Annotated in this window: 5 protein-coding genes and 1 pseudogene; all 6 read left to right on the plus strand. The window is 48.5% G+C overall.

Annotation, left to right across the window (positions count from 1 at the left end; translation table 11 throughout):
- Positions 1-435 (plus strand): annotated as a pseudogene (locus L215_RS0103630) (ParA family protein); the annotation flags it as partial.
- On the plus strand, positions 432-965 hold the full coding sequence (locus tag L215_RS0103635) for a DUF3408 domain-containing protein (protein ID WP_025883346.1): 534 nt from the start codon (positions 432-434) through the stop codon (positions 963-965). The pseudogene L215_RS0103630 and the gene L215_RS0103635, both read left to right, overlap by 4 nt.
- A gap of 173 nt (positions 966-1138) precedes the next feature.
- Positions 1139-1717 carry a hypothetical protein gene (locus L215_RS0103640; RefSeq protein ID WP_244869668.1) on the plus strand — a complete coding sequence of 193 codons (579 nt, stop codon included), beginning with the start codon at positions 1139-1141 and terminating at the stop codon, positions 1715-1717.
- A 66-nt stretch (positions 1718-1783) separates the two neighbouring features.
- A complete protein-coding gene (locus L215_RS0103645; RefSeq protein ID WP_004330933.1) occupies positions 1784-2089 on the plus strand; it encodes a DUF4134 domain-containing protein in 306 nt (101 codons plus the stop codon).
- Positions 2089-2415, plus strand: a complete 327-nt coding sequence (locus L215_RS0103650; protein WP_027451357.1) for a DUF4133 domain-containing protein — start codon at positions 2089-2091, stop codon at positions 2413-2415. The genes L215_RS0103645 and L215_RS0103650 overlap by 1 nt, the downstream gene beginning before the upstream one ends.
- On the plus strand, positions 2415-3717 hold a 1303-nt coding region (locus L215_RS0103655), incomplete at its 3' end, for a TraG family conjugative transposon ATPase (protein ID WP_027451358.1). The genes L215_RS0103650 and L215_RS0103655, both read left to right, overlap by 1 nt.

Below are 3717 nucleotides of genomic sequence, written 5' to 3' on the forward strand. Positions count from 1 at the left end.
GGTCATGTAGCTACCAGTGCTATGATGGAGCTATCCATTATGATGGACTATATCATCTCCCCCATAGAGGCTGACCCGCAATCGTTGGCATCAAGCTTTGCTTATGCCAAGACAATCCAAGAGCTAGGTGTAGGCTTTGCAGAGTCTCAAATCCAAGATCTCTTTTTGCTTTGGAACAAGGTAAATCGCAGTGCCAGCACTATGGTCATCGAACTGTTCAGTCAGCATGCCCAAGAGCAGGGCTTGAAGATTCTGGACGCTCGTATCTACCATTCCGTTCGCTTCAGTCGTGAGCTAGCTCAAGGGGGTGTCAAGGGAGTCTTTCGTTGCTCTTACCTACCTCCAGCTACCACGCTACGCCCTCAGACAGGTGTGGATGAATGGGTCGAAGAGGTGATACAGAAGCTAGGTCTACAAAAAGGTACAAGCGTATGAGCTCACTTAAAGAACAGCGAGAGCGACTGCTCCAAGCTAAGATGAGAGAGATGGCAAATATAGGGGTCACCAAGCGTACCGCTGATAATATCCCAGACTTTGATGAGCCGATAGATTTGGATGAAGAACCAACGCTTGAAGAAGAGTGTAATGCCGTCTCAGAGACCGAGGAGACAACAGCCTCTACTCCGACCACCTCTCCTCAAGCATCTCAGCGTCACAGCTCCAAAAGAAAGCTTTCGGACAAGGGGGAGAAGAAGCCTAGTCCTAGGAGTTGCTCATCGACACTAGAGTTTGCAGCGTACGAAGAGCGTTTCCTGACATCTGTACGAGACGGGCGCAATAAGTCTGGCTTCAGCATTCATACCGAAGTGCTACAGCTACTTCGAAATGTGGTGAGTGACCTCCGTGTAGAGACCTCCATCACAAGCTATATTGAGAACATCATACTGGATCACTTGAAAACGCACCAAGAGCTATTAAACCAAACCGCCTCTCAGCGGAGACGAGATAAGACTATTGACCTATGATTGAAGAGACATTGAGATGCTTATTGCTCTTATTAGGGATTGTGTGGGTGATCTTTGGCATCACATATTGGCGGAAACTCTTGAACAGCTCTAAGCAAAACCCTAAAAGAAAGGCTACAGCCAAGAAAGAGAAGACGGAAAAAGCAGACTCCAATCAAGAGCGTAAGGAGCTTGTGAGAGACGAACTAGTCGGCAAGAGCAAGCCTTTTATTTACTCATCTTTCCCTACGGTTCCTAAGAGTTCCTCGTCTGAAAAAGCGGTCGATAATCCCGCTACATTTGCAGAGTTAGATCGTGATAAGTCAACGCAAAGAGATGACGCTACAGATCCTTTAGAAGCGGAAAGCGAAACTATCCCTGAGACAGAAAACGAGATACAAGTCGCCTACACGATGGAGGATCCAGATGAGGAGAGCATCCTGCGGGAGGAGTTACAGATTGCCAGCGAGGCACTACCCGAACTCTCCCCGACCGCCATCCTAGCAAGAGATTTATCTCGTATTAGCCAATGGAGTAAGCAAGAGGATTCACTGACTAATGAAAATGAAGAGGAGGTGTGCCAGACGCTCCGCACCCTACGAGGAACGGAGCTTATGGATCGACTCAAAGAGTACACGCTACAAGTGGAGGAAGCTCACCGCAATCTCTTTGCAGCCCTGCGGAAAGCTGAAGAGCTAGAAGAGGAACCCGCACCTTCCCAAGTAGAGACAGAAACGGGAGAAGAAGAAAAACCGCTCTCTTACTACTTGTAACCCAACAATAGAACAGCAAGATTATTCTTTAACAACTTGATATAACGACAGACAATGAACAGACGAATGATTAGCAAGGAACGCCTAGCGATGCTTGCCCTGACCCTGATGATGACAGGTGCGACAGCCTTTGCCCAAGGCAATGGTATGGCGGGCATCAACGAAGCGACCAAGATGGTCACTTCCTATTTTGACCCAGCCACCAAGCTCATCTATGCCATTGGGGCAGTGGTGGGCTTGATAGGCGGTGTCAAGGTGTACAATAAGTTTAGCTCAGGAGACCCCGATACGAGCAAGACAGCTGCAAGCTGGTTCGGAGCTTGTATCTTCCTCATCGTAGCTGCTACCATCCTGCGTAGCTTCTTCCTCTAATGGCTAGTTGGGAAGTAAATAAAGGAGTCGGTCGGACGGTGGAGTTCAAGGGCTTGAAGGCTCACTACCTCTTCCTATTTGCAGGAGGATTACTGAGTATCTTCATCCTTGTAGTGATTCTCTATCTCTGTGGCATCAGTCAGATCATCTGCTTGGGCATAGGCGTAGTGGGTGCCACCGTTGTGGTGTGGCAAACGTTCGCCATGAATCGCAAGTATGGTCAATATGGATTGATGAAGCGAGGAGCTATAAGAAGACACCCGAGGTATCTCTTGAACCGCCGTTCGGTCTATCAGCTTTTTCACCAACTCAATAGCGCTAGATGATGAGAAACAGAAGCAAGATAACCACCTTAGAGTCAAAGTTCCCCTTGCTGAGTGTAGAGCATGGGTGCATTGTCAGTAAGGATGCTGATGTGACGGTTGCTTTTCGAGTGGAGCTACCCGAGCTTTTTACAGTCACATCTGCAGAGTATGAGACGATGCACTCTACTTGGCATAAAGCCATCAAGGTTCTACCCAACTTCACGATCGTTCACAAGCAAGATTGGTTCATCAAGGAGTGCTACCATACGACTTGCAAGCGTGGTCAAGAAAAGCCTTTGAGCTTTCTCGCTCGTGCCTCTGAGAGACACTTCAATGAGCGACCCTATCTGCATCACACGGTCTACCTCTTTATCACGAAGAGCAATCGACAGCGTATGGCACAGCAGAGTAACTTCTCAACACTTTGTAGAGGTCATCTACTGCCTAAAGAGATTACCAACGAAGAGGAGATGGTGAAGTTTATGGAGGCGGTGGATCAGTTCGAACGCATCATCAATGAATCCGAATTGATAAAGCTGGCTCGAATGAACGAGGCTGAGCTAGTTGGCTCTAGGGAGCAAGCTGCTCTATTAGATCGCTACTTCTCTCTATCAGATAGCAGACACGGTACATTGGAGGATATACGTTTAGGGGCAGACCTTGTACGTGTGGGAGACAATATGCTTTGCCTGCATACGCTCTCGGATACGGATGATCTACCCACTACGGTCAGTACCGATGGTCGCTATGAGCGATTATCAACAGACCGCTCGGACTGTCGCCTCTCCTTTGCCTCTCCAGTGGGGCTGATGCTTCCCTGCAACCATATCTACAATCAATACCTCTTCATTGAAGATAGCGAGGCTAACTTGCAGCGTTTTGAGAAACAAGCTAGGAATATCCACTCTCTAGCGCGCTACAGCCGTAGTAATCAAATCAACGAAGAGTGGATACAGGAGTATCTCAACACCGCACACTCTCAGGGACTCACCTCCATTAGAGCTCACTTTAATGTCTTGGCGTGGAGTGACGACGAAGAGGAACTACGACAAGTCAAGAATGATGTGGGCTCTGCCCTTGCCTTGATGGAGTGCCGTCCTAGACACAACACCATCGATACAGCGACCCTCTATTGGGCAGCTATCCCGGGTAATGCAGGTGACTTTCCCGCAGAAGAGTCTTTCTACACCTTCATTGAGCCGGCTCTCTGCTTCTTCACGGCTGAGACCAACTACAAGGACTCGCTCTCTCCCTTTGGGATTAAGATGGCAGACAGATTATCCGGTAAGCCGATACATCTCGACATATCTGATCTGCCGATGA

The sequence above is a fragment of the Porphyromonas uenonis DSM 23387 = JCM 13868 genome (assembly GCF_000482365.1).
GTDB lineage: Bacteria > Bacteroidota > Bacteroidia > Bacteroidales > Porphyromonadaceae > Porphyromonas > Porphyromonas uenonis.